Source organism: Arthrobacter sp. B2a2-09 (assembly GCF_027587375.1).
In the GTDB taxonomy this organism is placed as follows: Bacteria; Actinomycetota; Actinomycetes; order Actinomycetales; family Micrococcaceae; genus Arthrobacter.
Genome location: NZ_JAMXIC010000015.1, coordinates 17,318 through 43,523, shown reverse-complemented (window position 1 = coordinate 43,523; position 26,206 = coordinate 17,318). Strand labels below are relative to the sequence as shown.

Annotated in this window: 21 protein-coding genes and 1 pseudogene; 13 read left to right on the top strand and 9 right to left on the bottom strand. The window is 64.5% G+C overall.

The features are described from left to right. Position 1 precedes the first annotated feature (1 nt). The 3 genes and pseudogenes from NFJ07_RS15915 (at position 2) to NFJ07_RS26060 (ending at position 3,388) form a co-directional block, all read left to right on the top strand. On the top strand, positions 2 to 1,189 hold the full coding sequence (locus NFJ07_RS15915; RefSeq protein ID WP_269995780.1) for an iron-containing alcohol dehydrogenase family protein: 1,188 nt from the start codon (positions 2 to 4) through the stop codon (positions 1,187 to 1,189). Further along, positions 1,190 to 2,695 carry an NAD-dependent succinate-semialdehyde dehydrogenase gene (locus NFJ07_RS15910; protein ID WP_269995778.1) on the top strand — a complete coding sequence of 502 codons (1,506 nt, stop codon included), beginning with the start codon at positions 1,190 to 1,192 and terminating at the stop codon, positions 2,693 to 2,695. Continuing rightward, a pseudogene (locus NFJ07_RS26060) lies at positions 2,631 to 3,388 on the top strand (SDR family oxidoreductase). Before NFJ07_RS15910 ends, NFJ07_RS26060 begins: the two are co-directional and overlap by 65 nt. Before the next feature lie 3 nt (positions 3,389 to 3,391). On the opposite strand, the gene NFJ07_RS15895 reads toward NFJ07_RS26060, so the two are convergent. Further along, complete coding sequence (locus NFJ07_RS15895; RefSeq protein ID WP_269995774.1) at positions 3,392 to 5,566, bottom strand: transglycosylase domain-containing protein; 2,175 nt, start codon at positions 5,564 to 5,566, stop codon at positions 3,392 to 3,394. Between the two features lie 205 nt (positions 5,567 to 5,771). On the opposite strand from NFJ07_RS15895, the gene NFJ07_RS15890 reads away from it, so the two are divergent. The 4 genes from NFJ07_RS15890 to NFJ07_RS15875 all read left to right on the top strand — a co-directional run bounded on the left by NFJ07_RS15890 (position 5,772) and on the right by NFJ07_RS15875 (position 9,603). After that, positions 5,772 to 6,044, top strand: a complete 273-nt coding sequence (locus tag NFJ07_RS15890; RefSeq protein WP_269995773.1) for a hypothetical protein — start codon at positions 5,772 to 5,774, stop codon at positions 6,042 to 6,044. 68 nt (positions 6,045 to 6,112) lie between these two features. Next, positions 6,113 to 7,045 (top strand): threonine/serine dehydratase, encoded by a 933-nt coding sequence (locus NFJ07_RS15885; protein WP_269995771.1) that lies wholly within the window; start codon positions 6,113 to 6,115, stop codon positions 7,043 to 7,045. A 105-nt stretch (positions 7,046 to 7,150) separates the two neighbouring features. After that, the gene (locus NFJ07_RS15880) at positions 7,151 to 7,726 is read left to right on the top strand and encodes an adenylate kinase (RefSeq protein WP_269995870.1); all 576 of its coding nucleotides are present in this window, start codon (positions 7,151 to 7,153) and stop codon (positions 7,724 to 7,726) included. A gap of 41 nt (positions 7,727 to 7,767) precedes the next feature. Beyond that, positions 7,768 to 9,603 (top strand): glycoside hydrolase family 15 protein, encoded by a 1,836-nt coding sequence (locus NFJ07_RS15875; protein ID WP_442865359.1) that lies wholly within the window; start codon positions 7,768 to 7,770, stop codon positions 9,601 to 9,603. Here the strand turns inward: NFJ07_RS15875 and NFJ07_RS15870 are convergent. Continuing rightward, positions 9,583 to 12,192: a bifunctional lysylphosphatidylglycerol flippase/synthetase MprF gene (locus NFJ07_RS15870; protein WP_269995769.1), complete on the bottom strand. Its 2,610-nt coding sequence runs from the start codon at positions 12,190 to 12,192 to the stop codon at positions 9,583 to 9,585. The two genes, NFJ07_RS15875 and NFJ07_RS15870, sit on opposite strands and share 21 nt — an antisense overlap. Positions 12,193 to 12,416: 224 nt before the next feature. On the opposite strand from NFJ07_RS15870, the gene NFJ07_RS15865 reads away from it, so the two are divergent. Beyond that, complete coding sequence (locus NFJ07_RS15865; RefSeq protein ID WP_269995767.1) at positions 12,417 to 13,265, top strand: SGNH/GDSL hydrolase family protein; 849 nt, start codon at positions 12,417 to 12,419, stop codon at positions 13,263 to 13,265. Between the two features lie 69 nt (positions 13,266 to 13,334). Here NFJ07_RS15865 and NFJ07_RS15860 read toward each other — a convergent pair whose 3' ends face one another. Beyond that, positions 13,335 to 14,237, bottom strand: coding sequence for a MurR/RpiR family transcriptional regulator (locus NFJ07_RS15860; RefSeq protein ID WP_269995765.1), 903 nt, complete (start codon positions 14,235 to 14,237; stop codon positions 13,335 to 13,337). Between the two features lie 169 nt (positions 14,238 to 14,406). On the opposite strand from NFJ07_RS15860, the gene NFJ07_RS15855 reads away from it, so the two are divergent. The 3 genes from NFJ07_RS15855 (at position 14,407) to NFJ07_RS15845 (ending at position 16,469) form a co-directional block, all read left to right on the top strand. Next, on the top strand, positions 14,407 to 15,387 hold the full coding sequence (locus tag NFJ07_RS15855) for an N-acetylglucosamine kinase (protein WP_269995763.1): 981 nt from the start codon (positions 14,407 to 14,409) through the stop codon (positions 15,385 to 15,387). A 77-nt stretch (positions 15,388 to 15,464) separates the two neighbouring features. Next, positions 15,465 to 16,220, top strand: a complete 756-nt coding sequence (locus NFJ07_RS15850) for a hypothetical protein (protein ID WP_269995762.1) — start codon at positions 15,465 to 15,467, stop codon at positions 16,218 to 16,220. Between the two features lie 3 nt (positions 16,221 to 16,223). Beyond that, on the top strand, positions 16,224 to 16,469 hold the full coding sequence (locus NFJ07_RS15845; protein ID WP_269995761.1) for a hypothetical protein: 246 nt from the start codon (positions 16,224 to 16,226) through the stop codon (positions 16,467 to 16,469). Positions 16,470 to 16,508: 39 nt separating this feature from the next. Here NFJ07_RS15845 and NFJ07_RS15840 read toward each other — a convergent pair whose 3' ends face one another. Next, positions 16,509 to 17,906: an ATP-binding protein gene (locus NFJ07_RS15840; protein WP_269995760.1), complete on the bottom strand. Its 1,398-nt coding sequence runs from the start codon at positions 17,904 to 17,906 to the stop codon at positions 16,509 to 16,511. A 58-nt stretch (positions 17,907 to 17,964) separates the two neighbouring features. Here NFJ07_RS15840 and NFJ07_RS15835 point away from each other — a divergent pair, with 58 nt between their 5' ends. After that, positions 17,965 to 18,276: an MmcQ/YjbR family DNA-binding protein gene (locus tag NFJ07_RS15835; protein WP_269995759.1), complete on the top strand. Its 312-nt coding sequence runs from the start codon at positions 17,965 to 17,967 to the stop codon at positions 18,274 to 18,276. Positions 18,277 to 18,306: 30 nt separating this feature from the next. Here NFJ07_RS15835 and NFJ07_RS15830 read toward each other — a convergent pair whose 3' ends face one another. The 5 genes from NFJ07_RS15830 to NFJ07_RS15810 all read right to left on the bottom strand — a co-directional run bounded on the left by NFJ07_RS15830 (position 18,307) and on the right by NFJ07_RS15810 (position 24,875). After that, positions 18,307 to 19,563, bottom strand: coding sequence for a serine hydrolase domain-containing protein (locus tag NFJ07_RS15830; RefSeq protein ID WP_269995757.1), 1,257 nt, complete (start codon positions 19,561 to 19,563; stop codon positions 18,307 to 18,309). A 200-nt stretch (positions 19,564 to 19,763) separates the two neighbouring features. Beyond that, positions 19,764 to 20,576 carry a bifunctional allantoicase/(S)-ureidoglycine aminohydrolase gene (locus NFJ07_RS15825; RefSeq protein ID WP_269995755.1) on the bottom strand — a complete coding sequence of 271 codons (813 nt, stop codon included), beginning with the start codon at positions 20,574 to 20,576 and terminating at the stop codon, positions 19,764 to 19,766. A gap of 10 nt (positions 20,577 to 20,586) precedes the next feature. Continuing rightward, positions 20,587 to 21,855, bottom strand: a complete 1,269-nt coding sequence (locus NFJ07_RS15820; RefSeq protein WP_269995753.1) for a DUF6986 family protein — start codon at positions 21,853 to 21,855, stop codon at positions 20,587 to 20,589. A gap of 2 nt (positions 21,856 to 21,857) precedes the next feature. After that, on the bottom strand, positions 21,858 to 23,453 hold the full coding sequence (gene aceB, locus NFJ07_RS15815; protein ID WP_269995752.1) for a malate synthase A: 1,596 nt from the start codon (positions 23,451 to 23,453) through the stop codon (positions 21,858 to 21,860). A 24-nt stretch (positions 23,454 to 23,477) separates the two neighbouring features. Then, the gene (locus NFJ07_RS15810) at positions 23,478 to 24,875 is read right to left on the bottom strand and encodes an NAD-dependent malic enzyme (protein ID WP_269995750.1); all 1,398 of its coding nucleotides are present in this window, start codon (positions 24,873 to 24,875) and stop codon (positions 23,478 to 23,480) included. Between the two features lie 210 nt (positions 24,876 to 25,085). Between NFJ07_RS15810 and NFJ07_RS15805 the strand changes: the two genes are divergently transcribed. Then, a complete protein-coding gene (locus NFJ07_RS15805) occupies positions 25,086 to 25,841 on the top strand; it encodes an IclR family transcriptional regulator (RefSeq protein WP_184741615.1) in 756 nt (251 codons plus the stop codon). The last annotated feature ends 365 nt before the right edge of the window (positions 25,842 to 26,206 follow it).

The window sequence follows — 26,206 nt, the reverse complement described above, 5'->3', positions numbered from 1 at the left end:
GATGCATACCCGGATGCAGGTCCACGCGGAGCTGGCCTCCACGGAACTGACCCTGGACCCGAAACCGACGGCCTACTTCGGCCGGGGCAAGGTCACCGAGGTGGGCAGGATCGTGGCCGCGATCGGTGCCAAGTCGGCGCTGATCGTCACGGACCCGTTCCTCGCCACCACCGACGTCGTGGCTGCCGTCCGCGCCTCGCTTGAGGCGGCCGGACTGGGCGTCACCGTATTCGACGGCGTCACCCCCAACCCGACCACCACCTGCGTCGATGCGGGCTCGGACCTGGCAGCGTCCTCCGGAGTGGACGTCCTCGTCGCCGTGGGCGGCGGCTCGTCCATGGACGCGGCCAAGGGGATCTCCCTGGGAGCCGTGAACCCGGCCCGCGGTGCAGGCCTGGACTACAGCAACCACTTCGCCAACCCGGCGCTGCCCATCGTGGCTGTTCCGACCACGGCCGGCACCGGCGCCGAGGTCAACGCCTTCGGTGTGGTCACCGACGTCGAGGCCCACCGGAAGTTCTACGTGGGCCACGAATCCGCGTTGCCCAAGGCCGCCGTCCTCGACCCCGAGCTGACGCTCGGACTGCCGCCAAAGGCGACCGCCGCCACCGGAATGGATGCGCTCACCCACGCGATCGAGTCGTACTCCTCCATCCGCCGGAACCCTTATTCGGACGGTATCGCCCTCCAAGTGGTGTCCATGGTGGCCGAGTTCCTGCCCCGCGCAGTGGCTGACGGATCGGACCTTGAGGCCCGATCGCAGCTGCTCCTGGCTTCGCACATCGCAGGGGTCGGCTTCTCGCACACGGGCCTCGGCTTGGTCCACGCCATTGCGCACCCGCTGGGCGGCCGCTTCAACATCCCGCACGGCCTGGCGCTGTGCCTGGTGATCGAGGACGTGCTCCGGCTGAACCTCCGCAACCGCCTGGACCGGACTGCCCGCCTGGCCTTCGCGCTGGGCGTAGGGGACACGGCCGCCACCGTCGAGGCCAACGCCGAGTCTGCCGTCTCCGCGGTCGCTGCCCTGGCCCGGGAAGTCGGGATGACGGCTCGATTGACTGACTTCGGCGTCACCCCGGCGGATCTGGATTCGCTCGTGGAAGACACCCTGGCCGATGCCGTTATCAACAACACGCCGGTGCCGCCCACCGCCGTCGAAATCCGCACGATCCTCGAGAAAGCACTGTAAGTGGAAAACACCCTTGCCCCTACCGCGAGCTACCCGACCGTGACGGACTCGGAAGTCGCGTTCATCGCAACACTGCCGAAGCAGCTGTTCATCGACGGCGAATGGATCGACGCGTCCGACGGCGCCACCTCCGCCGTCGAGGACCCCTCCACGGGCGCCACGCTGGCTTGGATCGCGGACGCTTCACCGTCCGACGGCGAGCGCGCACTGGCCGCCGCAGCCCGGGTCCAGGACAGCTGGGCTGCGACGCCGCCGCGCGAACGCGGCGAGATCCTGCGTCGCGCCTTCGAGCTGGTCACCGAGCGTGCCGACGATTTTGCCCTGGCCATGACCCTGGAAATGGGCAAACCACTGGCAGAATCGCGGGGTGAAGTGGCCTATGGCGCCGAGTTCCTACGATGGTTTTCCGAGGAAGCCGTGCGTATCTCGGGCCGCTATTCCACGGCGCCGGATGGTAAGTCCCGGCTTCTGGTGACCAAGCGACCGGTGGGTCCGTGCCTGTTCATCACGCCGTGGAACTTCCCACTGGCCATGGCCACCCGCAAGATCGCGCCGGCCGTGGCCGCAGGCTGCACCATGGTGCTTAAACCGGCCAACCTGACGCCGCTGACGGCCCTGCTGCTCACCGAGGTGTTCCAGGAAGCCGGCCTGCCTGCCGGGGTCCTGAATGTCATCCCCACCACGCGCCCCGGCGATGTGACCGGACCGTTGATCCGGGATAGCCGGCTGCGGAAATTGTCCTTTACGGGCTCCACCGGAGTGGGCCGGCAGCTCATCGCCGACTCCGCCCACCAGGTGCTACGGACCTCCATGGAACTGGGCGGCAACGCACCCTTCCTGGTGTTCGAGGACGCGGACCTGGATGCGGCGTTGGACGGAGCCATGCTGGCCAAGCTGCGGAATATGGGCGAGGCCTGCACGGCGGCCAACCGCTTTATTGTCCACGAGTCGCTGGCCCTTCAATTCAGCCAGGGCCTCGCGGACCGTATGGGTTCCCTCAGGCTCGGCCGCGGCTCGGCCGAGGGCACCAACATTGGGCCTCTCATCGACGCCAAGAGCCGTGCCAAGGTGGATGAACTGGTGCAGGACGCCGTCGCCGGGGGAGCCACGGCACTTACCGGGGGCGCGCCGTCGGATGGTGAGGGCTACTTCTACCCGCCCACGGTGCTGAAGAACGTGCCGTCCACCGCGCGGATCCTGCAGGAAGAAGTCTTCGGACCGGTGGCGCCCGTGGTCAGCTTCAGCACAGAGGCCGAGGCGATCGCCCTGGCAAACGACACCGAATTCGGGCTGGTGGCCTACGCCTACACGCGGGACCTTAACCGCGGCATCCGGCTCTCCGAGAAGGTCGACGTGGGCATGTTCGGGTTGAATACCGGCATCGTGTCCAACCCCGCGGCCCCGTTCGGAGGCGTCAAGCAGTCCGGCCTGGGCCGCGAAGGTGGCACCGAAGGCATCGAGGAATACTTGGAAACCCGCTACATCGGGATCGCGGATCCTTCCTGATGGGAACGCGAGCATAGTGCGCATCATCGTGACGGGCGGCACCAGCGGGATCGGTGCCGCCCTGGTCCGGGAATCTCTCCGCGCCGGCCACTCCGTTTTCACCACCGGGCGCGACGCAGGGCGGCTGGCAGCGTTCCTTGAGTCGTGCTCCGGGCTGGGGCACGTGGGCGGGATGGTGGCGGACGCCGGGGACTGGGAACGGACCCGTGGCGCGGTCGCTGCGGCAGTGGACTTCCTGGGCGGAATTGACGTCGCGGTGGCCAACGCCGGTTTCTCCGCCCCTGGGGACCTTGCCGACGGCGACCCCGAACGATGGCGGGACATGGTGCTGACCAATGTCTATGGCCCCGCGATACTGGCCAAGGCCGCCCTGCCGCAGCTCAAGGCCAACCGGGGCACATGGTGCTCATGGGCAGCACGGCCGGGCGCAAGGTGTACCCCGGAAACCTCTACACGGCCACCAAATGGGCAGTGACCGGCTACGCCGAATCACTCCGTCAGCAGCTCGTGGGAACAGGTGTCCGGGTGCTGCACATCGCCCCCGGCCATGTGGACACTCCCTTGTGGAAGGACGCTCCCGACGCCGCCATCGCGCCTGAGTCTGTGGCAGGAACCATGCTCTGGGCACTCGCCCAGCCACCCGGCGTCGACGTCTCCGAAGTAATGATCCGTGCTACCGGACAGGAGTTCTGAAGCTCACCGGGAAGGACGCGGCGTCGGCGTCCCCTCCATCGACGCGGGCGGCGCCGGGAAGGCGGCCGTCGGGTAGAGTCCGGCCACTTGCGTCATGTAGTTGGCCCACTGCGGCCCGGCCAGCATGTAACCGTCGACGGCGGTGTAGAACTTGCCGTTGATGGTGACGTTCTGTCCGGCCCGGCTCTGTCCTGCCATGGTGTCGCCGAAGAAGGACGCCGTGGCGAGCCCGGTGGTGTATCCGACCACCCAGGTGGAGCCGTTGCTGTTGTTTGTTCCCGTTTTCGCAGCGGTGGGGAACAGGTCCTGAACCTTCGGTTGGATGTAGATGCCGGATCCCCGTTTCAGGACGTCCTGGAGCACGGAGCTGACGCCGCGGGCAACATCGGGCTTGATGGCCGGGTGGCATGAACTGGCTTGGGCGGGCAGCTTCCCGCCGGATGGATCCGTGATGCCCACAATCGCGATCGGCGCGCAGTACGTGCCGTCGTTGGCGAATGTGGCAAAGGCGTCGGCCATCACCAGCGGCGATATTTCGGTGCCGCCGAGGAGGTTGCCCAATTGGTGCATGTTCACGGGTGCGTTGTCCACTCCGCTGTGGAGACCCACCGCATCCACCACTTTCTGGATGCCGCAGAAGTCCAGTTGGGTCGCCTCCGCAAAGGTTGCGGTGTTGATGGAGTTGTAGAGCCCGTAGTTGACGGGCATCGGGCGGTAGTATCCCTCGTCGTTGTTTCGGAGATCGTCAGCTGTGCCAAGGCCCGCGATTTCCTGGGCTGTGCTGTATCCGCCCAGTACCCTCCCGCAGCTGTCCCTCCAAGGGAATCCGAGTGGATAGACTCTCCGCGACGCGTCCACCACTGTGGTCATGGACTTGCCCTCGTTGAGCCACTCCGTGAAAGTGAACGGCTTCATGGCGGAACCTGGCTGGAAGCCTCCGGCTCCGTTGAGGTCATTGCCGTTGGCGTCCACGGCATCAACGTTGAAGTTGAGTTGGGTATCGAATTTGCCGGGCTCGGCAAGAAACACCGTGTTCTGTGCCATGGCCAGGATCTTGCCAGTGCCGGGCTGCACTGAGACCAAGGAGGCGCCCCATTTGTCCGGATTCGCCCCTGCCGTGGCATCGACCTGCGGCTGTGCCACTGACTGCAAGCGGCTGTCCAAGGTGGTGGTGATCGTCAAGCCGCCGCGGTACAGAAGCTGTTCCCGGTCCGTGACGCTGGCACCGTACGCGGGATCGTTGAGGACGAGGTGCGAGATGTAGTCGCAGAAGTACACGGCCATGTCCGCGGCGGCGCAGCCCTGCTTCCCCGGTGTGATGTTGAGCTTGAGGGGAGTAGCGACGGCGGCCGCGTAGGCTGCCTGCTGGATCTTGTGCTGGGCGAGCATGTCGGCCAATACCAGGTTGCGCCGTTTGATGGAGTTGTCCGGATGGACGGATGGGTCGTAGTAGCTGGGACTGTTGACCAGGCCGGCGAGCAGGGCCGCCTGTGGCAGGCTCAGGTCCTTCGCGGACACGCTGAAGAAGTGCCGCGCCGCGGCTTCGATGCCGTACGCGTCCCGGTTGAAGAACACGATATTGAGGTAGCCCTCCAGGATCTGGCCCTTCGTGAATTTCTTCTCGAGTTCGACGGCGAGTTTCATTTCGCGCACCTTGTCACCCAGGGTTTTCTGACCGCTCAGCACCACCTGTCCGGTCTGGCCCGCCGCCAAACGGGACTCGTTGAGTACGTTGGTCACGTACTGCTGGGTCAGGGTCGACGCACCCTCGTTGGTGCCCCTGGTGAAGTTGGACGCTAACGCCCTGAGAATGCCTTGGGGGTCGATGCCGCCGTGCGCATAGAAGCGGTTGTCCTCGACGGCGACGATCGCATCCTTGATGTAGGGCGACATCTGGTCCAGGCTGACCCTCACCCGGTTCTCCGCATAGAAGGTGGCGATTGTCTTTCCGTCCGCACTGAGCACTTTGGTGGACTGTGACGGCGCGTTGACCACCAGATCACCCGGCAGGTTGTCGAAGTACTCGATCGAACCGCTCACGGCCATCCCGGCCGACGCCACACCGGGGACTACTAGCCCGGCGGCCAATACGCCACAAACCGCACTCACCACGAAGAATCCGAAGACCCTTCGCAGGACCCTGGCCAAACCACTTTTCGGGTTGTTCTTCGGAGCCATTTTTCCAGCTATCAACCGTGCGTGTTTACAGACTACGCCGCCGTTCCACCCGTCACATAGGCCCCAAAATCCGTGGCGACACGCCCTCCGCGGTTATGTTCGTCACTTCGCCCGCGCGCTGACCGTGTCCGGCGTTTTTTCGGATGCATACTGAAGTTATTCGGGTGCGGTGATGGAAGGCAGGTGGCAGCCGGTGGAGACACTGATGGCTGTTGTGAGGAGCGAGTATTTTCCGGCGGGAGCCGTACTCGTGGGCGTGGTTTTGTTCTGGACAATCGGCTTGCTCGGCGGGTTGTCCTGGTTGAGCGGAGGGCAGCCGCCCTTGGCCATCCTGACGTGGATGATCTTCATCTACGGCGTGGTTGTGCTGTCTCCCCTCGCCGGAATCTGGGCCGCAGTGGACCTCGCCCGCCGTTGGTGGCGGAACCGCCAGGCTCGCCGGCAGCAGCTCGGAACGGCCGACGTCGAGTCCTTCTAAACGCGGCACGCGATAGCCTGAGGCTTAGCGCCTGCCCATGATCGGACCGCACGGAACGAGGACTTCCCATGATCACACGCGTCGACGTCGATGAAGCTGCCGCCCGGATTGCGGGGAAGATCCGCCGCACACCCGTTTTCGAGGCGGACGCCGGGACGGTGCCGGGGCAGTTGTGGTTCAAATGCGAGTTCATGCAGCACACGGGGACGTTCAAGGCGAGGGGTGCCTTCAACCGCGTGCTGGCCGCCCGGGAACGCGGCGAGCTGAAGGACGATGTCGGAATCGTGGTCGCTTCGGGAGGCAACGCGGGGCTGGCGAATGCCTATGCCGCGGCGCAACTCGGTGTGCCTGCAACCGTTTTTGTCCCCGAGACCGCGCCAGCCGTGAAGGTCAAGAAGCTCAAGGCCAGCGGAGCCACGGTGGTCCAGCGCGGAACCGAGTACGCCGAAGCGTTTGAGGCCGCCCTCGACTACGCCGCGGAAACCGGCGCAGTCTACTGCCACGCCTACGACCAGGCCGAAATTGCCGCCGGCGCCGGCACCGTAGGCTCGGAGCTCCTGGAACAGCTGGGCGGGATAGACACCGTCGTGGTGGCTGTTGGAGGCGGCGGGCTCATGGCGGGAATCGCGGCCGCCGTCGAAGGTCATGCCCGGGTTGTTGGCGTCGAGCCGGACAATGCTCCCACCCTGTATTCCGCCCTCGCTGCGGGGGCACCCGTTGACGTAGCCGTCTCCGGGATCGCCGCAGATTCCCTGGGTGCCCGGCAGATCGGCCGGATCGGTTTCGAGGTGGCCGTCCGCACGGGCGTCCGGACCGTCCTGGTGTCCGACGACGACATCGCCGCGGCACGCACGCTGCTCTGGGAGCAGTACCGGATAGTCGTGGAACATGGCGCAGCCGCCGCTTTCGCGGCCGTGAACTCCGGAGCGTATGTTCCGGCAGAAGGGGAACGCGTGGCCGTGATCCTCTGCGGTGCCAACACCGACCCCGCCACGGTCTGAAGCAGCCTGCCGTGGCCCTGCCGCGAGCGCTCCGCAGTTGCTAAGCTCTAGCCACAATGCCGGGGCACGCAAAACCGCTTCACGAACGGAGGGTGACATTTGCGATTGATCATCATGGGCCCTCCTGGCTCGGGCAAGGGTACCCAGGCTGAGCACATCGCCGGGCATTTCGGCATACCTGCCATTTCCACCGGAGACATCTTCCGCGCGCACGTCGGAGGAAAGACGGAACTCGGAGCCGAAGCCGGCAAGTACATGGACAGCGGCGAGTTCGTGCCGGATCACGTCACCAATGCCATGATCCGGCAGCGGCTTGGCAATGCCGATGTCCTGGCAGGATTCCTCCTGGACGGATATCCCCGCACGACGGCACAGATCGAGGCATTGGACGGCATTCTCGCCGGCAAGCGGCAGGAGCTCGATGCCGTCGTCGAACTGACGGTCGACGACGACGAGCTCGTGGCACGAATGCTCCGCAGGGCGCAGGAGCAGGGCCGCAGCGATGACACGGCGCCGGTGATCCGGCGTCGCCTGGAGCTCTACCGCACCGAGACACAGGCCGTGGTTGAGCGATACTCCGAGCGCGGAATCGTGCTCGCCGTGGATGGTTCCGGCCAGCGGGAAGAAATCACGGCCAAGGCCATAGCGGCCATTGAATCAGCACTAGGAATGGGACTGTGAACGGTCAAGCGCCTACCGGCCAAAGAATCGAAGACTATGCAATGATCGGGGACCTGCACACCGCGGCCCTGGTCAGCACGGCAGGCTCCATAGACTGGCTGTGCCTCCCGCGTTTCGATTCGCCCGCGTGCTTCGCCGCCCTCCTGGATTCCCCCCAAGCCGGGCGCTGGCTCTTGGCACCCGAATCCGGGGGCATTTGCACGCGCCGCCAGTACCGGGACGGCACCCTCATCCTGGAAACGGACTGGGAAACCGAAGAAGGGCACGTCCGGGTCATCGACTTCATGCCGCCGCGCGACGGCGTCGCGGACATCGTGCGGGTGGTTGAAGGGATCCGCGGGACGGTCAAGATGCGCGGTGAGCTGATCCTGAGGTTCGACTATGGACACGTAGTGCCCTGGGTGCGCCGCGACAGGCACGGCCTCCGCGCGGTTGCCGGCCCGGACTCCGTCTACCTCAAGACCCCGGCGCCGTTGAAAGGCAAGGACTTCACCACGGTCAGCGAGTTCACGGTGAACGCCGGCGACCACGTCCCCTTCGTCCTGACCTGGGCGCCCAGCCACGAACGGCGGCCGCGCACCGTCGAGGCAGATATCGCCCTCGACGACACGGCAGCATTCTGGACCGATTGGTCCAAGCGTTGCACCGTCCGGGGGCCTTACCGGAAAGCCGTTCAGCGTTCCTTGATCACGCTGAAGGCCCTCACCTATGCGCCTACCGGGGGCATTGTTGCCGCCGCCACCACCTCGCTCCCCGAACAGATCGGCGGGCCGCGGAATTGGGACTACCGCTATTGCTGGCTGCGTGATGCCACGTTGACCCTTCAAGCCTTCCTCGCCGCCGGCTATACCGAGGAGGCCACCGCATGGCGGGATTGGCTGCTCCGCGCAGTAGCCGGCGACCCGGCCGACCTCCAGATCATGTACAGCTTGCACGGTCACCGGAGATTGCCCGAGACGGAGCTGACGTGGCTTTCGGGATACCAGGGTTCGACGCCGGTGCGAATCGGGAATGCGGCAGCGGAGCAGCTTCAGCTGGACGTCTGGGGAGAAGTCCTGGACTGCTTGTCCCTGACCCGCGCATCGCTGATGACCGTGGGCGATGAGTCCTGGGCTATCCAGACCGCCCTGATGCGCCACCTTGAGGGCACCTGGGACCAGCCCGACAACGGACTTTGGGAAGTACGGGGCCCGCGGCGCCACTTCGTGCACTCGAAAGTGATGGCATGGGTTGCAGTTGACCGGATGGTCCGGGGAATCCGTGAATCCGGGATGCCCGGCCCGGTAGATCGCTGGGAGGCTTTGCGGGACACCATCCACGACGAAGTCATGACCCACGGATTCGACGCCGACCGCAACACTTTCGTCCAGTCCTACGGGAGCAAGGAGTTGGACGCGAGCCTCCTCCTGATCCCCAAAGTGGGCTTCCTGCCGCACGACGATCCGCGTGTGATCGGCACCATTGACGCCATCCAGCGTGAGCTGACGGAAGACGGCTTTGTGCTGCGCTACCGTCCGCAAGACAGCGACGACGGACTGCCGGGTGGGGAGGGCGTCTTCCTTGCGTGTTCCTTCTGGATGGTGGACGCACTATTGGGCGCCGGGCGCCGCGCGGAGGCGACAGCCCTCTTCGAGAGGCTTCTGGCCTTGCGCAATGACGTGGGCCTGCTGAGCGAAGAATGGGACGCACATGCGGGCCGCCAACTTGGCAATATGCCCCAGGCCTTCAGCCATTTCGGCTTGGTGCTCAGTGCCTTGCAACTTCACCACGGCAAAGCGCACCACAGCAATGTCCTGATCGGCGGGATCCCGCCGTCGGGCTCCTCGACAGAGTCGTCACATGCGTCGTCGGCGGCCTCAGGGACGGCTTTGACCTGACGTTCCGGAGCGCTTGGGCCAGCGGAAGATCCGGCCTGCCAAGGCCAGCCCGGCTCCGAAGTTGAGCATTGGCAGGTAGGCACGTGCCACCGCGGTTCCCACGGCAGGCAAGGAAGCGGCATCGGGGTAGAGCATGTAGAGGGGCTCGTACCGGGGCCGGAATTTTGCTTTGAACGCCAAGAGGGACCTGAACCCGTACACCGGTTCCAAAGTCGCCCCCAACCAGTCGAGCAAGCGGTCGAGGTTACCGGGAGGCCGGGATCGTGGCCTTGGGCGTGGCATCTCGGAAGGATCCTCTTCGGCCCGCGCCAGGGGTGCTCCGGAAAGGCTCACGAATTCGCATCCTTCATCCTTGAGGCTGAGGGCAGCGGAAGCGATGAGGAATTCGATGCTGGCACGGAAGCCACCGCTACGGCGCCGCATGAAATCCAGGGTCCAGCCCACGATGTGCCCGTTGCGGTATACGGGCAACCAAGACGTGACTGCGTGAACTGTGTGGCGCTGGTCGATCGCAAGCAGGCAGCGCACCTCGGGGTCGTCGAGCTCGTCAAGGCTGCCCAAGGTGAAGCCCATTTCGGGCATGTTCCTGTCTGCTACCCATTCTTCGGAGATTTCCTCGATCTGGACCTGGACGGAGAAAGGAGCCGAGGCGTAACTCGTCCATTCGTAGCGGATGCCCGCCTTCGCGGCATTGTTCAACGCCGTGCGGATGTCCTGGAATTTTTTTCCCTTGAAGGAGACCGAATGCAATGGCAGGACCGTTTCCTGGGCTACTTGTGCCGAGCTCCATCCGGAGGAATCAGCGTGGTCGCGCAATTCCTGGGGTACGGAGTAGAAACACGGTGTCCACCCATTGCCCCTGCAATAGCGGGCAAATTCCGTGAAGGCGGCGTTCATCTCGGATTTGGGTCCCACCGGGCCGCCGAGCGTGAGGGCAACCCCCGTGCTGACCCGGTACGCGACAAAGGACTGCCCGGAAGCGGAGAACCAGTACATGTTTCCCGGCCAAGTGGTCATCCAGGACAGCGAGCTTCCCTCCCACGTCTTGATGACTTTCCGGGCACGCTCCGTACTGGCGTCGTGCCGGGTGTGGGTTTGGTGGAGGAAAGTCCTGAAGATCAGGACACCCGCAACGGCCCAAAAGACGACGCCGACGCCTTCGTACACGAGAACAGCGGCCGTGCCTTGGGGGAAGATGGCCGGGGGCACGTCCAGGACGAAGCCCAGCGGAAGGAAGCGGTCAGGGACATCCGCCAGTAGATCCGGCAGCCCCGGAACAGGGGAGAACTCCCGGGCGAGGAAGAACCCGGCGCCGACATAGACGACACTAAGCACAGCCGCCATCGCAAGTACCCGGACAGCTAGGCGCCGGTAGGTCCCTTTCGGCGCCTGGACATGAAACAGCCGCCGGGTCGCGAGCAGAATGATGGTCAGCGCAAGGGGCAGAAGCAGCGGCAGGGCAAGGGTGAACGGCTGCGAGGAAGCCGATCCTTCGATTGCGACAATCCCCTCGCTCGCACCGGTATCCGAAGTAGTCGGCTGCAAGACTCCGGCAAGGGCAATTCCGGCGAGGACGGAAAGACCCACCTGGATCAAAAGGGTCCCCACCCAGGCAAAGCGCCGTCCTCGGCGGAGGCCCTCCGCAAGCAACAACAGGAGGAAGGACGGAAGTATGGCCATGAAGATCCCGCCGGCGCCGGCGCGCAACTGCAGCTGTGCGACGGCACAGTCCTTCGCTTGCGCCGGATCCGAGCAGAGGCCCTGGAGTGTTTGGGGATCGACGGGCTGGATGTTGGTAAACAGGAAGCGCAGGATGGACAACGGCCCCACCGCGTGCGGGATAAGGCCGGCGACTACCGGACCGATCGCCGATGCAGCAATGAGCAGCGAAAGTAGCACGCGGCCCTCGTGCCGGGAACTGACCGGGCGCCCAAACCGCGGCCGACGGCCCATCAGCAGTGGCCCGAGAACCGTGCCTGCCCCTGCGGCTCCGAGCCTGACCAGATCCGCAAACCCTCCGCTGTACAGGGCCAGGAGGAGCAACAAGGCGAAGACGACCAGCCGGATCCGGCGCCTCCACAGGGTTGCCATGGACGCAGTTCCGGCCATGGCGGTACCTATGATGAACGCACTCGGACCCAGGAACAGGTGGCTGCCTATCTCCTCCGTCCAGCTACCCAGCAAGCCTTGGGCCAAGGCCAGGAATCCAAGGGCAATGCCAACGCCCAGAACCTGGCTGGAGACGGCAGCGATTGCGTACGCCCGCCGTCCCATTCGCCGTTCCAGGGGCACGCCGAGCAGCAGCACCAACGCAGTTCCCAGCACGTAGTCCGGCAGGTCCCTGGCCCAGACGGCGGAAGCCACAGCGGCCCACCAGTGATCAGGTATGGAGCGAGGCGTCAGTGCGACGTTGAGCCGCAATTGCGCGTCCGGTCCCGTGGCGAGACTTGAGGTCAGTGCTCCCAACGCCCAGAAAACGATGACAAAACCCAACGTGAGCTGCGCTGAGCGCAGTCTTCCCGTCCATGATCGTCGCAAGCGGACGTCGGGGACAGGCGGGGTTCCCGGCTCGGGCGCCGGTGTGTGCACTGGGTTCCTATCTGTGCGTCGGAAGGATGGGGGTGCGAAATGAAATTCTTCCACACAGGCCGTCCAACGAGGGTAGTTCCCACGTCGCGGTAACCTTCCCCGTCCGGATCCAATAGACTCCGACGTAGGCAGGCTGTCGGTTCGTTCCGACACCGGTCAACAGGGCAATGGAAAGTTGCTTCTACGACGCTTTAACGAAGAGAAAGCACGCTCGGGACAGGACGATGGACAAACCTCGCATATTCCGCTTCGCCGTCTCCGTTGTCGTCGCTGGCGTGGTCCTGGCTGGCTGTGCCCAGGCGCCGACAGAGCCGACCCAGTCAGTCAGCGGGAAGCAGACAGCGGCGCCTGTTGCGCCCTCCGGGAGTCCAGCGGCAGCGGGCCAAGGTCCCAAGAAAGCTGATTCCGGGCCGGTTCCGTCAAAGCTTCCCGTGGGGTCCTTGTACAAGAACCCCGGCAACAACCGGAACGAAATCATCCTCGAGGATATCCGGCACACCGCCGTCCTCATTGGCGACTCGCAGTCTGTGCCAATGGGCTCCTGGCCGCGGGTGGCTTTGGGCTCGCTTGGTTACAAGGTGTATTCCGTGGCCCGGGGCGGTACAGGATACGCGGCCGCAACGAAAGCCAGCGGCAACTACATCGATGCGCTGCAACGGGGAGACTGGGTCCTGCCGTATGAGACGCCGCCGCTGATCGTGCTCGAGGGTGGAGGCAACGACGCCTCCCGCAACGCCAGCGATGCGGAGATCACGGCAAACGCCAACAGGCTCCTCGCAACTCTCAAAAAGAGGTATCCACTGTCGAAGATCGCGATGATTGGAACCCTTGCCAGGGGTGCCAACGCCGGTGGGGGCCGCCGTACGCAGGTTGACACACTGCTGGGCAATATCGCGGCCAAGGCCGGGGCTCCGTTCTTCAGCGTTGGCGACTGGATCAGCAAGTACCAGGTCGCGGGAGACTTGGTGGACGGCGTGCACCTGAACGCTGCCGGACATGCCAAGCTCGGTGGCGTGCTGGCGGCGGACATGGCCGCGGCGGGACTTCGCCTGCCCCCGGACCCTGCCAGCTGACCCGTCGACCCCGATCCTGCCTACATCCCTGCAATCGACCGTCGTGGAGCGCCGGGTTTTGCGTGGTCTTTAGGGGGAGTCCGGATGCATCCGCCGAACTTGGACGGCCGCGCGTGTTTTGCGCAAAGCCGTGATTGACCCCTCGTATGAACGTTGCGCGATGCCAACAAACAGGCAATCGATCAACATCATCTGGGCGATGCGGCTGCCCATCGCCCCGGGGCGGAAGGGCGACTCCCGTGCTGCGGTGCTCAGCACAATGTCGGCCGCTCGTCCCAGCGGGGAATCGGGATGATTCGTGACGGCGACGGTGGTTGCCCCGTTCTCCTTTGCGATCTTGACGAATTCGACGGTGTCGAATGTCGTACCGGAATGGGAGATTGCCACTGACACGTTGTTGGAATCCGTGAGGGCCGCTGATGTCCAGGCCGCGTCGGCATCTGACCAACTGAAGGCGATCTTGCCAATGCGGTGCAGTTTCTGTTGAAAGTCGCGGGCAACCAGGGCCGCGGCGCCAATACCGAAGACATCAATTCTCTTGGCCGCTGAAATGGCCGTGATGGCCTCCATCAGCTTTTCAATGTCGAGCGCTTGAGCTGTGTCGGCGATGGAGGCCGTCTCGTTGATGGCGATTTTGGCTACGACGTCCTGGATGGAGTCGGCCCTGTCGATGTCCTCGTAGAGTTCCGCAGGGATGTTGTTGACAAGGCTTTCGCGTGTGCTTTCACGTGCCAGGTCGAGGCGAAGGTCGGAGTATCCGTTGTAGCCGATCTTTTTGTAGAAGCGCACCACCGACGTGGTGGACGTTCCGCACTTTTCGGCGAGCTCGCCGATGGGCATCTCGGCGACGTGGGCCGGATCTGCAAGGACTGCTTCGGCTACCGTGCGCTCCGATGGCCGGAGCGTCGGCAGTGCCGAACGGATCCTGAGAAGAACGGTCCTTGACGACTCGCCGTTTCCTGCCTTGTCCACTGCGGCTCCTTGGTTCGGGGTCCTCCCAGCTTCCACCATTGATGCGGTACATACAAACACCGAAAGGCTGATGTATGTATATTACCTACTTCGATAGATCTAGGTAAGTTCTTGACATGAATGTTCCAAGGGCCTACCTTCATGTCAGGACAACAGATTGGAAGTTGACTTGAAAGAATGGACCCTCGCCGTTGACGTCGGCGGCAGCGGCAGCAGGGCAGTCCTCAACGAAGTTTCATCCGGTACGGGTGGCACCCCAGTCCCGATTCGCGGCAGCAGGATATCCGTCACACCATCCGGAATCGACCTGCACCCCATTCTGGAGTCGCTGGTCCCCGAAGCGAAGCGTGCAGTCGATGCTGGTGGCGGCGGCACGATTGTCGCCGTGGCTGTCGGGATGAGCGGCCTCCTCGGACTCGCAAACGGGAGAGAGGACATCGACCGCCTGCTCCGATCCCACTTCGGCCCGATCACCCGGGTCCTGGCTTCCGACTCCGTGACCTCGTTGGTCGGAGGCTTGGGCTTGCGGGGAGGCGCGGTCGTGGCGGCGGGCACCGGGGTGGTGGGTCTGGGAACTGACTTTTCCTCCCGGTGGAAACGGGTCGATGGCTGGGGCCACGTGCTTGGCGATCTAGGCAGCGGCAGTTGGATCGGCATTCAGGCACTCCAGGCGGCCCTTGCAGCGCTCGATGGCCGGCCCCACGGCTCCCACGTCCTGCTGGACCGGCTTCGCCATTGGATCGGAGAACCGGAGGAACTGCCCCGACAGATCTACACCCGATCGGACCGGGCAGGCATTTTGGCAACCTTCAGCAAAGAAGTCGCTGCTGCCGCCCACGAAGGTGACCCGGCATCGCTTCTGATCTGGCAGCTCGCCGGCATCCACCTTGCGAATACGCTCTCAACTGCCCTTCGGCCAGGGCTCCCGCCTATCGGCACCTACACCGGCGGTCTTTTCGACGCGGGGGAACTCTTGCTGGAGCCGTTCCGGCAAGAGTTCAAGAGACTCCGTCCCGATGCGGAACTCCGCACTCCCGAGGGAGGCTCCCTTGATGGCGCACGGATTCTTGCGCTGAGCGCCGTGAACGCCGTGAACGGCGGGGATGCCTTTCCCCACCACGAACCGTACGTGACGCTGCGCAAGGGATAGGAACCGCAAACACCGCCGCTGTTCTTGTCGCCGGGGGACCGCGAGGGCATCCGTTTATCGAGAGGAGTGCTGGGCCAATGTGGGTTCGGCGACATTTCAAGGCCGCGATGCCGCGGATTCAGGTGGACATCGTTGAAGACCACGCGGTGCTCCGCGAGGGACTGGCTTCATGGCTGGATGCCAACGCCGCCGGGTTGGACGTGGTGGGCAGGTATGGTTCCTGGGCGGAGGTGGCGGCTTCACTGGGCGAGCTGTCTGATGTTGTCCTGCTGGACGTCCTGCTTGGCGACCGGATTCCGTTGCGGTCCAAGGTCCAAGCCATTCTCTCCACCGGTTCGCAGGTGGTCGTGTTCAGCTCCGTTTCAACGCCGATGGTTATCCGCCAGGCGTTCGACGCGGGCGCCCTGGCGTTCATGCCCAAGACGGTCGGGGCAGATGGGTTGACGATGGCTGTGCGTGCGGCAGCGCGCGGTGAGAGGTTCGTCTTGCCCGAGCTCGCCCACGTCCTCGCGGCCCCGGGGCCGCAAATCCGCCTCACCCAGCGCGAACACGAGGCGGTCTCGTTGTATCTGGGAAGTTCGGGCGGGACGATGGCGGATGTGGCTGTCAGTATGGGTATCGGGGTCGATGGGGTGAAGAAGCTTCTGAACTCGGTGCGCCGTAAGGCCAGGACCGGGCCGGAACCACTCAACAGGCCAATGCTCCGGGAGCTGCTGATCGCCGACGGATGGCTACTCCAGGAGCCCGACGACGGCGCGGTCGGCCGCCGTCGGGCGCTGCTTCCCGCAATAGGCGGGGGTCTGGCAGAACTTAGCGCGCCGGAGAACAATTGATCTATGGTCAGCTATTCAGCCCTTGAAGAAGCGTCCAGCAAGAATCCGCATGACTGGGGCCGGGCGATGGCAACGGCGATGACGAAGCTCCTGGATGCGGCTCGCATTGACGGACGGCATTTTGAACACGAGTTCCTCTATGGCGAGGAACTGCGCATGAGGATCGACGAGAACAACGGCGGGGCCACGGTCAAGCTCACGTGGACGCCCGCGGACCAAGAGTCCGAACAGGACGGAACTGCAGACTGAGTGCGTCCTTGGCGTGCCGAGCTTGAGCTGGAGTCGCGGCTAATCCTTCGCGATGGGCTCCCGGCCGTTGCTTCCGAGAAGGCTCCGCGTCAGGGCTTCACCGTCGGCCATGAGTGTTCCCACCGCGTCGCTCAAGTGCGAATCGCCGGGGGTCTCGCCCGCCAGCGCGGCTGCGACCACTGAGCGTCGGATCAGTTCTTTAGCGAACGACGCCGTGGTGCCGGCTGTGTGGGCCGCCGCGCCTTCGATCGCCGAAGAGGAGAACGGGAGTCCGTTCGAATATAGCCTCAAGAGTTCTACCCGTTCGTGTTTGGACGGAAGGGGGACCTCCACCGCCAGGTCCACTCTTCCCGGCCGCTGGGAGAGTGCCCGCTCCAAAAGGTCCACGCGGTTGGTCGTCAGCACGAACGCGACGTCGGCGTCGTTGTCCAGCCCATCCATTGCGTCGAGCACCTCGAAAAGCAACGGTTTGGGCCCATGGCCGAAGCTGCGGTCCTCGGCGATCAGATCGCAATCCTCCAGGACCACGATGGACGGCGCCAAAGCCCGGGCAATCTTGGCTGCCTCGGCAATCCTGGCGAGCGAACCGCCGGAGAGGAGTACCGCCGTCGTACCCTCGCTTTGGCTCAGCAGGTACCGGACCGTGTGTGTCTTGCCGGTGCCCGGCGGCCCATAGAGAAGCAGGCCGCGCTTGAGATGCTGTCCGTGCGCCGCCAGGACGTCCGCTTGCCGGGCAATGCCCAGGGTGTGGCCCTCCACTTTGTCGAGGAGCCCATCCGGAAGGACCACATCGCTGCTCGCGAGTTCCGGGCGCCTGATGAAGGTCACCCCACTGATGCTCGGCCCGTAATCGCTGACAGCGAGGGCAATGATCTGGCCCTTGAAAACGCTCTGGTGCTCAATGTCGCGCCGCACGTCGGCCAGGAGCCCGGAAGCGACGGCAGGGCGGGTGGCCAGAACTTCGAGCGAGGCAGTCTGCCGGCCACGGTCGATCTTGGCTCCGCGCTGGAGGACTGCCACGGGCGAGCCGTAATAGTTGAAAAGCCAGAGTCCCAGTGCCACGGCCTGGCGCTGCTGCTCCGGGCCCGTGGCTAGGTTGGTGTAGTCCGGCTGGGCGAGGGGAAAGCGCGGGTAGCTGCGGGACTGCTGGAGCATGTCGCTGAAGGACATGCGGTGGCGTTGGTCACCGCCTCCGATGCCCACCAGCCGGTAGTCCGGATCCCGGCCGGCAAGCCCTTCCATGACGATGTCCACATCCACCAGGCGGTGCGCCGGGATCTCCTCCGCCACCACGGATAGTTCGTGTGCGGGCACGCCAAGGTGTCCGGTCAACGCCTGTAGAAGCTGCTCGCCGTCGTCGGCATGGTCCAATCCGGACTGGGCCAGCCGAGTCAGTATTGCGAAGTCTTCGATGAATTTCCCCAATTTTTCATCCATGGTCAGACCCTAGCAGGAGAGCCATTGCTTGGTCAGGGCTCGGATGCCACAGTGAACCATGGCCACAGAGGAAGATGTCCGGCAGATCTGCCGTGGATTGCCAGGCGTAAGCGAGCGGCCCAGTTGGGGCCGGCCAGCTTGGTTCGGCAAGACCTTGATGGCTCGGATCTGGGAAGACGGCGTCCTCACCGTCAAAACAGAGGAACGGGAAGCGCTGGCCGGAACCGATCCCGGCACGTACTTCTGGACGCCGCACCACGAACGGTCCCCGAAGCTTGTGCTGGCCCGCTTGGAGCGGATCGACGTCGAGGAGCTGGCTGAGCTGTTGCAAGAGTCGTACCGGCTTGCGGGCGGTGGAACGGCGGGCTAAGCGCCGCGAAACCCGGCTGGGCGTCGCGACTCAGCAGAGCCCGTTCATCGTCGCGATGGCCACCTCCCGGAGTTGCTCGAACTCCGGCTGGCCGCTGCCGTCCGTTGATTCAATGTGCTTGTTCGTGTCGGATGGATAGGCGAAGCTCAGGGTTATCTGGCGGCTCCCGTCGCTCGTGGACAACGAAATGCTCGCGAACCAGGTGCTGCCGCCGTAGCCGTAGTAGAAACCGTTGGTGCATTCGTCATTCCAGCGCTGCAGCCCGAGTCCGTAGTTCTCCTGCCACAGGGTTTGCATTTCGTGGAGGGTGTTCGCCGTGAGTAGCCGGCCCTGCATGAGCGCTGCATAGAACGTGTTGATATCGCCGACGGTGGAGATGACTCCCTCTGCGGGAGAACCGACGAGATACTCCGGCTGCGAGGCGTTGATGCGTTCGCCGTCGATGAATTCATAGCTCTGGATCATGTCGCGCGCATCCCGGTCCGGCTCGGCTGCCAGCGAGGTGTGGCTCATTCCCAGCGGCACGAAGATATCTGAATTCAGGACATCGCCGATCGGCCGGCCGCGGAGCTTCTGGACGATCGCGGCCAAGGCGAAGTAGTTGGCATCCGAGTAGCGGAAGAGCTGGAAGTTTGCGTGCGCCCACGGCACGGTCCCGGCCATCCGGAGATAATCCTCGATGGTGAACCTCGTGTCGATGGCTTGCTTAGGCGGCATGGCCTTCAAGATGGCTTCCGGTGCATCGGGCAGGCCGGAGCTGTGGTTCAACAGGGACCGGACCGTGATGGGGCCAGGCGGGTTGACGAGCTGCTGGAATTCCGGGAAGTATTCCGTGACGGGGTCCTCAAGGCCCAGCTTTCCTTCCTGGACCAGCTTGAGCACCGAGACCGCCACCATAGACTGCGTGATGCCGCCGGCCTGGATCCGGTCCGTCACGGCTACCGGCTCGCCGGTCTCAACGTCTTGGCTGCCGTAGGCCTGGGACCATTCCTGTCCCCGGACTTTGATCTGGACGACGACGGCCGGCGCGCCCCGGTTGAGCATTTCATGCGCGAAGAAATCCGCAATCGGGGATTGCGGAAGTGCCGTTTGCGAATCGGACGGCGAGGAACCTGCTGGGGGTTCACTTGTCAGGGGGTAGGTGCAAGCGCCGGAAGCCAGGATCAAAGCCAGGACTACGGCCACCCGGAATCCCGCCATCGGTGCGGTGGTCCGTGCCCGGGAAACCCGCGCTCGCCGGGAAGTCTGGGATACGCGGGAAGTCTGAGAAGCCCGCGCAGCCTCCATGGCTGCCTCCTGAAGCTACGCTGCAGGGCAACGGCTGGGCGCTGTTGCCCCCGTAGTTTCGATCGTCCTCTTCGGAAGCGAGGGGGTCAACGCTGAGAACGCGGGTGTGGCCCAAACCCAACTGACTCGCAGTAGTTGTCGTTATGAGCGCTCATAACGACAACTACTGCGAGTCAGTTGGGATAGCCGGAAGGGGGAGCTTAGGTCAGCTTGACCTGACGGTTGACGTCCTTGTACAGCAGGTACCGGAACGGACCCGGGCCGCCGGCGTAGCAGGCCTGCGGGCAGAAGGCGCGCAGCCACATGAAGTCGCCTGCTTCCACTTCGACCCAGTCATTGTTGAGCAGGTACATGCCCTTGCCCTCCAGGACGTATAGGCCGTGTTCCATGACGTGGGTTTCCGGGAACGGGATGACGCCGCCGGGCTGGAACGTCACGATGTTCACGTGCATGTCGTGGGCCAGGTCATTGGGGTCCGCGAAGCGCGTGGTTGCCCAGACGCCGTTGACGTCCGGCATTTCGCCCGCTTCAACCTCGTCGTCACTCGTGACAAAGGACTTGGCTTCGTAGCCTTCAAGGCGCTCGTAGGCCTTGCGGATCCAGTGGAAGGAGACGATGTCATCCGAGACGTTCTCCAAGCCCCAGGTGGAACCGGCAGCCAGGTAGGCGTAGCCACCCTCCTCGAGCTGGTGCAGTTCGCCGTCGAGGGTCAGGTTGACCTTGCCCTTGGTGACGAAGACGACGCCTTCAACGCCTGCCTCGAACTCGGCCTTGGGAGCGCCGCCACCCGGGCCGATCTCAACGATCAACTGGGAGAACGTGGTGGCGAATCCGGAGATCGGGCGGGCGATGATCCAAGAACGCGTGTTGGAGAAGCCAGGCAGGTTGCTGGTCACGATATCGGTCAGCACACCCTTGGGGATGACCGTGTAGGCCTCCGTGACGATTGCGCGTTCGGTGGTGAGGTGGGTCTGCGGCGGCAGGCCGCCTTGGGGATAGTAGTACTTGCCCATCATTGGATCCTTACTTGGAGGTGGTGTGTGCGAGCCGCGGATGAGCCAGTGCGATCAGCCGGGGGAGTTCGACGCCGGCAAGCGCCAGCACTTCTTCGGAACCTACGGCTCCGCACTGGACGCCGCGCAGGACGAAGGCGGCCAGGGCCCGGGCGGTGGCGGGTTCGTCCATGACGCCGCCTTCGGTGCGCTCCACGTAGTTGCGGAGGCGGGCCGCGGCTGCAGGCAGGCCTTCGCGGTAGAAGGCATACGTTGCCGCAAACCGGCTGGGCAACTGGGCGGCGTGCAGGTCCCAGCCCTGGTAGTAGCCGCGTTCAAGGGAGCGGCGGACCAAGCGGCCGTGCAGCTTCCACGCGTTTTCCACGTTGTCGCCCACCGGGATGATGTTGGTGGAGCCGTCGGAGAGCCGGATGCCCGTTCCAGCAACGGCCAACTGCATGACTTCCTTGGCGAAATCCGCCACCGGGTGCTCCATCGACTGGTACTCCGCGGAGATCTGTAGCGAAGCGGAGTAGTCGTAGGTGCCGTAATGCAGGGCGCTGATGCGGCCCGGAACTGCGTGCGGAAGCTGGGCCACGGGGGAGGTCCCCTCCGGGCCGAGAATCAGTTGCGGTGTTTCCACTTGGACTTCGAAGCGGAGCCGGCCCGCCGGAAGGGAGTGGATCTCTTCCAAACGGGAGACCGCGAAGTCCATTGCCTGCACCTGGGCCACTGTGGTGACCTTCGGCAGGGTCAGGATGAGGCCCTCGGGCAGCTCTCCGGCGGAGGCCAACGTGGAGACGAACAGGTCCAGGGTCTTCAGGCCACGTGCCCGGGTGGGGGCTTCGAAGCATTTGAACCGGATGCCGATGAACGGCGGGGCAGAACCCGCGGCAACGGCCTCGCTGACGGCCTGGGCCGCCGCTACCGCTGCGACGTCTTCTGCTTCGTCGCCGCGATCGCCGTAGCCGTCCTCGAAGTCGAGGCGCAAGTCCTCGATCGGTTCGCTGCGCAACTTGGCAGCCACACGGGCGGCGACGGCGGCAGCCAGTTCGGGCTCCTGGCCCAGCAACGTGCCGAGCCTTTCGAGACCGCCGTGGGCCTCCGCCGTCGTGATCGCCTGGGCGCCCCATTCAGCGGAGAGCGACGGCGTGAAACGGTCCGCCGGGACGTACACCGTGTGCACGGGCTGGCGGGTGCCGTCGTCGCCCGGGTAATTGCGCTCCAGGAGCTGGTCGGTGGCGGCCAGCTGGGAGTCGATCGCGGCGAGATCTGCCGCAGAGAAAGAGGAAGCGGCCATCCCTACACCAGCTCGTAGGCGGGAGTGGTGAGGAAGTCCGTGTAGTCCTCGGAGAGACAGATGTCGGCGATCAGGCGGCTGGCCGGCTCGTAGAACTTCTCGAAGGACTCGGCGTCAACCTCGCTGCGCAGGCGATCGGTCTCTTCGCCCAGGATCCGGGTGACCAGTTCGCGGGTGACCGTGTTGCCGGTGTCGGCCAGGACGGACTTGTTGCGGATCTGCTGCCACACCTGGGAACGGGAGATTTCCGCGGTGGCGGCGTCTTCCATGAGGTTGTGGATGGCGACGGCGCCGCTGCCGGAGAGCCACACGGCGGTGTACGCGACCGCGACATAGAGGTTCAAGCGAAGCCCGGCCTCGGTCACGTGGCCACCGGCGGAGGAGATGTCCAGCAGCTGATCGGCGGTCACGGAGACCTCCGGGCGCTGCTTGTCCAGCTGGTTCGGCTTGTCGCCCAGGACCGAGTCGAATACTTCGCGGCAGGTGGAGACGAGGTCCGGGTGGGCCACCCAGGAACCATCGAAACCGTCGTTGGCCTCGCGGGTCTTGTCAGCACGGACCTTCTCGAAGGCTTGGGCCGTGACCTCCGGCTCGCGGCGGTTCGGGATGACTGCTGCCATACCGCCCATGGCGAAGGCACCGCGCTTGTGGCAAGTCTTGACCAGCAGTTCCGTGTAGGCGCGCATGAACGGGGCCGTCATGACCACGGACGCGCGGTCCGGCAGGATGAAGGACTCGCCAGCGTCGCGGAAGTACTTCACGATGCTGAACAGGTAGTCCCAACGGCCCGCGTTAAGGCCGGAGGCGTGGTCCCGCAGTTCGTAGAGGAACTCGTCCATTTCGAATGCGGCCGGGATGGTTTCGATCAGCATGGTGGCGCGGATGCTGCCCTGCGGGATGCCGAGGAAGTCCTGGGCGAAGACGAAGATATCGTTCCAGAGGCGAGCCTCGAGGTGGCTTTCCATCTTGGGCAGGTAGTAGTACGGGCCGTGGCCGTTGAGCAGGAGCTGCTTGGCCACGTGGAAGAAGTGCAGGCCGAAGTCCACCAGCGCGCCCACGGTGGGTTCGCCGTCGAGCAGTAAGTGCCGTTCGTCCATGTGCCAGCCGCGGGGGCGGGCGACGACGACGGCGAGCGGCGCGTCCGTGCGGAGCCGGTATTCCTTGCCCTCCGGGGAGGTGTAGCTCAGGGTGCCCTGGGCGGCGTCGCGGAGGTTGAGGATGGCGTCGATGACGTTCGCCCATGTCGGGGTGCTGGCGTCCTCGAGGTCGGCGAGCCATACCTTGGCGCCGGAGTTCAGGGCGTTGATGGCCATCTTGGCCGGGGAGGCCGGGCCGGTCATCTCGACCCGGCGGTCCTGCAGGGCCTTGGGTGCTTCGGCAACCTTCCAGTCGCCGTCGCGGATATCCTGCGTTTCGGGCAGGAAGTCGAGGCGGCCGGTGCGGGCCACGTCTTCACGCTTGGCGACACGGGCCGCCAGGAGCTCGGTGCGGGTGCCCGCGAAACGGCGGTGCAGTTCCTCCACGAAGGCCAACGCCTTGGGAGTCAGGATCTCCTCGGCTCGTTCGATCGGCCGGGGGTCTGTGACTTGGAGAGCCATGGGATGGTCCTTTCCTAGAGAGCGTTAGCGGCCTGCGTTTGCTGCGTTTGCTGCGTTTGCTACGGCTGCGGCGACGTCGGCGGCAACGTGGGGGTCGAAGACGCTGGGGATAATGTAGCTCGCATTCAGTTCATCATCTGCAACCCGGTTGGCGATAGCCTCTGCGGCGGCCACGAGCATTTCCGGGATGATGTCCGATGCTCCGGCGTCGAGCAGTCCACGGAAGAAGCCCGGGAAGGCCAGCACGTTGTTGATCTGGTTGGGGAAGTCGCTCCGACCGGTGGCGACCACAGCGGCGTGCTTGGACGCAATTACCGGGTCGATTTCCGGGGTGGGATTGGCCATGGCGAACACGATCGCGTCCTCGGCCATTGAGGCGACCTGCTCTTCGCCGATCACGTGCGGAGCGCTGACGCCGATGAACACGTCGGCACCCTTGAGGGCTTCGTGCAGCGTGCCCGAGAAGCCGGCCTCGTTGGTGTTCGCGGCAATCCAGGAACGGTGCTCGTCGTCGTACTTTTCGCCCGAGTGAATGGCGCCGGAGCGGCCTGCGGCTACGATGTGCTGCGCGCCCTGGGCCTTGAGGAGCTGGATGATCGCAGAGCCGGCAGCGCCGACGCCGGAAACCACGATCTTGACCTCGCTGAGCTTTTTGTCCACCACGCGCAATGCGTTGACGAGGGCCGCGAGGGTGACAATTGCCGTTCCGTGCTGGTCGTCGTGGAAGACGGGGATGTCCAGCTCGTCGCGGAGCCGCTTCTCGATTTCGAAGCAGCGCGGGGCTGCGATGTCTTCAAGGTTGATGCCGCCGTAGACCGGAGCCATGGCCTTGGCGATCATGATGATTTCTTCAGTGTCCTGGGTGTCCAGGCAGACCGGCCAGGCGTCGACGTTGGCGAACTGCTTGAACAGCGCGGCCTTGCCTTCCATGACAGGCAGGGCTGCGGCCGGGCCGATGTTGCCCAGGCCAAGGACGGCCGAACCGTCGGTGAGGACGGCGATCGTGTTCCGCTTGACCGTCAGGTTGCGGGCCGCGGCAGGGTCCTCGGCGATCGCGAGGCAGACGCGTGCGACGCCGGGAGTGTAGGCGCGCGAAAGGTCGTCGCGGTTGCGCAGGGCCACCTTGGGGACGACCTCGAGCTTGCCGCCCAGGTGCATGAGGAAGGTGCGGTCCGAGACGTGCTGGACCGTGACGCCGTCGAGCGCGTTGAGGGCGTCCTTGACGCGGTTGGCGTGATCTTCGTCCGTGGTGTTGCAGGTGACGTCAACAACCAGGGTCTCGTGGTGCGACTCGGTCACATCCAGTGCGGTGATGGCCGCACCGGCAGCGGCGACGGCTGCGGCCAGCTCGCTCGTGGCAGTGAAGCTCGACGGCGCGGCGACGCGCAGGGTGATCGAATTTCCGGGGCTCGGGTTCGCCATTGAATTTCCTCCTCGTACAGGCCCGTAGTGGGCCTCCGCTCAAACCGAATGTTTTCGTATTATGGATATTATTATCTACAAAGTGGAAACACAAGCCCTAGTTGCTGGGCGAGCTTTCCGGCGTCGCGTGCTGTATCTTGAGTGTTCTAAGCAATTCTTTTCACGATGCGGATAAGAGTTGTCGGATTCCGAGCCATAGGAGACAACGGAATGGCTGAAAAGCCCTCGGGAGGCGTGCAGTCCGTCGAGCGCGTCTTCGAACTGCTGGAACTCATCACTGACGCCGGCGGAGACGTCACGTTGAGCGAACTGTCGTCGTCGACGGACCTGCCGCTCCCTACCATCCACCGCCTGCTGCGCACCTTGGTGTCCCTCGGCTACATCCGGCAACTGCCCAATCGTCGCTACGCTCTGGGCCCCCGGCTCATCCGGCTTGGCGAAGGCGCCAACAAGCAACTCGGAGCACTGGCCCGTCCCCAGCTGAAGTCCCTCGTGGACCGGCTTGGCGAAACGTCCAACATGGCCGTGCTGGATTCCGACATGGTCATCTACGTTGCCCAGGTTCCGTCCCTGCACTCCATGCGCATGTTCACCGAGGTGGGCCGCCGCGCCCATACGCATGACACCGGCGTCGGGAAGGCCATCCTGGCACAGCTGGATGATGAGGTGGTCCGCGGCATCGTGGCCCGCACGGGCATGCCCACACCCACGGCGAAGAGCATCGGGGACATCGAATCCCTCCTCGCCGATTTGAACCGGATCCGTGAACGCGGCTACTCGATCGACGAGGAAGAGCAGGAGATTGGCGTCCGTTGCTTCGCGATGGCCGTCCCCAACGCTCCCACCCCGACCGCTATTTCCGTTTCCGGACCGGTGTCCCGCGTGGACCAGCACTTTGCCGACCGCGCCGTGCCCTTGCTGCGCGAAGCCGCCCTCGCGATCTCGGCCGAGTTGAACCAAAACTAGCCCTTCCGGACGCTCGCTCACCTATGTGGGGTTTTGGGCGGACGCTCGCTCACATGATGTGAGCGAGCGTTCCGGTGTTTGGCCATATATGTGAGCGAGCGTCCCTTTGTTTGGCGATAGATGTGAGCGAGCGTTCCGGTGTTTGGCCATATATGTGAGCGAGCGTCCCTGTTGATGTGCCGCGCAAGTTAGTTGGCGCCCGACGGCGGCAGTCCCGTTGCGCCGCCGTCCCACTTTTGCGCCGTTCCCACCCAGAACGCTCGCTCACCTTTGGGGTGTTTCCGGCTGACGCTCGCTCACCTTTGGGGTGTTTCCGGCTGACGCTCGCTCACCTTTGGGGTGTTTCCGGCTGACGCTCGCTCACC

What these genes read in the sequence shown, in the direction of transcription:
- NFJ07_RS15825 (WP_269995755.1), bottom strand. Translation starts at nt 20,576, where the DNA reads ATGGGCAAGTACTACTATCCCCAAGGCGGCCTGCCGCCGCAGACCCAC.
- NFJ07_RS15875 (WP_442865359.1), top strand. Translation starts at nt 7,768, where the DNA reads ATGATCGGGGACCTGCACACCGCGGCCCTGGTCAGCACGGCAGGCTCC.
- NFJ07_RS15810 (WP_269995750.1), bottom strand. Translation starts at nt 24,875, where the DNA reads ATGGCGAACCCGAGCCCCGGAAATTCGATCACCCTGCGCGTCGCCGCG.
- aceB (WP_269995752.1), bottom strand. Translation starts at nt 23,453, where the DNA reads ATGGCTCTCCAAGTCACAGACCCCCGGCCGATCGAACGAGCCGAGGAG.
- NFJ07_RS15805 (WP_184741615.1), top strand. Translation starts at nt 25,086, where the DNA reads ATGGCTGAAAAGCCCTCGGGAGGCGTGCAGTCCGTCGAGCGCGTCTTC.
- NFJ07_RS15845 (WP_269995761.1), top strand. Translation starts at nt 16,224, where the DNA reads ATGGTCAGCTATTCAGCCCTTGAAGAAGCGTCCAGCAAGAATCCGCAT.
- NFJ07_RS15820 (WP_269995753.1), bottom strand. Translation starts at nt 21,855, where the DNA reads ATGGCCGCTTCCTCTTTCTCTGCGGCAGATCTCGCCGCGATCGACTCC.
- NFJ07_RS15865 (WP_269995767.1), top strand. Translation starts at nt 12,417, where the DNA reads ATGGACAAACCTCGCATATTCCGCTTCGCCGTCTCCGTTGTCGTCGCT.
- NFJ07_RS15850 (WP_269995762.1), top strand. Translation starts at nt 15,465, where the DNA reads ATGTGGGTTCGGCGACATTTCAAGGCCGCGATGCCGCGGATTCAGGTG.
- NFJ07_RS15890 (WP_269995773.1), top strand. Translation starts at nt 5,772, where the DNA reads ATGGCTGTTGTGAGGAGCGAGTATTTTCCGGCGGGAGCCGTACTCGTG.
- NFJ07_RS15895 (WP_269995774.1), bottom strand. Translation starts at nt 5,566, where the DNA reads ATGGCTCCGAAGAACAACCCGAAAAGTGGTTTGGCCAGGGTCCTGCGA.
- NFJ07_RS15835 (WP_269995759.1), top strand. Translation starts at nt 17,965, where the DNA reads ATGGCCACAGAGGAAGATGTCCGGCAGATCTGCCGTGGATTGCCAGGC.
- NFJ07_RS15885 (WP_269995771.1), top strand. Translation starts at nt 6,113, where the DNA reads ATGATCACACGCGTCGACGTCGATGAAGCTGCCGCCCGGATTGCGGGG.
- NFJ07_RS15830 (WP_269995757.1), bottom strand. Translation starts at nt 19,563, where the DNA reads ATGGAGGCTGCGCGGGCTTCTCAGACTTCCCGCGTATCCCAGACTTCC.
- NFJ07_RS15840 (WP_269995760.1), bottom strand. Translation starts at nt 17,906, where the DNA reads ATGGATGAAAAATTGGGGAAATTCATCGAAGACTTCGCAATACTGACT.
- NFJ07_RS15915 (WP_269995780.1), top strand. Translation starts at nt 2, where the DNA reads ATGCATACCCGGATGCAGGTCCACGCGGAGCTGGCCTCCACGGAACTG.